Below are 1694 nucleotides of genomic sequence, written 5' to 3' on the forward strand. Positions count from 1 at the left end.
ATCAGCACTTCGGCGCCTTCGTCCTTGCCCAGCTGCAGATAGGACTGGATCTTGGTCATCTGTTCCTGCGAGCACTGGGCGCCCATCATGGTGTCGGTGTCGAGCGGGCTGCCCTGCTTGATGGCGGCGACGCGCTTGAGTGCCTTTTCCATGAACTTCTCGTAGATCGATTCCTGGATCAGCGCGCGGCTCGGGTAGGTGCACACCTCGCCCTGGTTGAAGGCGAACAGCACCAGGCCCTCGATGGCCTTGTCGAGGAAGCCGTCGTCCTTGTCCATGACGTCGGCGAAGAAGATGTTGGGCGACTTGCCGCCCAGTTCCAGCGTGGCCGGGATCAGGTTGTTGGCGGCGGCCTGGGCGATCACGCGGCCGGTCGAGGTGGAACCGGTGAAGGCGATCTTGGCGATGCGCTTGCTGGTGGCGAGCGGCATGCCGGCTTCGCGGCCGAAACCGTTGACGATGTTCAGCACGCCCGGCGGCAGCAGGTCGGCGATCAGTTCCATCAGGATCAGGATCGAGATCGGCGTCGATTCGGCCGGCTTGAGGACCACGCAGTTGCCGGCGCCGAGCGCCGGGGCCAGCTTCCAGGCGGCCATCAGGATCGGGAAGTTCCACGGGATGATCTGGCCGACGACGCCGAGCGGCTCATGGATGTGATAGGCCATGGTGTTCTCGTCGATTTCCGAGATGCCGCCTTCCTGCGAGCGCAGGCAGCCGGCGAAGTAGCGGAAGTGGTCGACGGCGAGCGGGATGTCGGCGTTCAGCGTCTCGCGGATCGGCTTGCCGTTATCGACGGTCTCGGCGTAGGCCAGCAGTTCCAGGTTGGCTTCGAGGCGGTCGGCGATCTTCAGCAGGATGTTGGAGCGGGTCGTCGCATCGGTCTTGCCCCATTTTGGGAAGGCGGCGTGGGCGGCGTCGAGCGCCAGCTCGATGTCCTCGGCGGTGGAGCGGGCGGCCATGGTGTAGGCCTCGCCATTGATCGGGGTGACGACCTTGAAGTATTCGCCCTTGACCGGGGCGACCCACTTGCCGCCGATGAAGTTGTCGTACTTGGCCTTGTAGGCGATCTTGGCACCAGCGGCGCCGGGAGCTGCGTAGAGCATGTTTGTCTCCTGGTTTTAGGATTGGATTGCGAACAAATGAATCAAGGCGGGCAGGCCGTGTTCTTCCGAACGCTTGTCCTGCCGTGTCTCGTGACATATGGTTCGCAGGCGGCGTGCCAAGCCTGGGAGATTGGGGTTTAAAAAATTTAATGTGTTTAAAAACAGAGGACTGCGCATGACATCTCCTCCCCTTGCGGATTTGACACTGTCTTGGAAATGATCAAATGTGCAGCAACTGTTCAAGGCTGGAACAGTGCATTAGGAGGCGGGTTGTCGGCCGGAGCGGACCTTGAGCGTCCGGAGGGAAGCGGGCGTCAATGCGCCGGCTGGCAGCCGTTCGACTGCTGACGGTAGTCAGGGGGTGAGGGTCCCTGGATCACAGACGCAAGCGGCGTAAGTGGCGTCAAACGTCAGCTTCCTGGCTTGCCGAATGTGAACTCTCGACCCAATCCGGACTGAATCGCCCTTTCCTAACTGATGAGGCGTTCGCCGCCAGCGTCTCGAATGACTGCAACGGCAGGATGAGGTAGTCGTTTGTGGGTGGAGATGGCATACCAGCTTTCGCTGACCCCCTGAAGCGCGCCGAGCGGC

General features: G+C 61.8%; 1 protein-coding gene. It reads right to left on the bottom strand.

Translation table 11 applies throughout. The features are described 5' to 3' along the window. On the bottom strand, positions 1–1103 hold a 1103-nt coding region (locus ACE3PP_RS18085), incomplete at its 3' end, for an aldehyde dehydrogenase family protein (protein WP_374384666.1). Between the last annotated feature and the right edge of the window lie 591 nt (positions 1104–1694).

It is taken from the genome of Dongia sp. (assembly GCF_041910485.1).
Classification (GTDB): Bacteria; Pseudomonadota; Alphaproteobacteria; order Dongiales; family Dongiaceae; genus Dongia.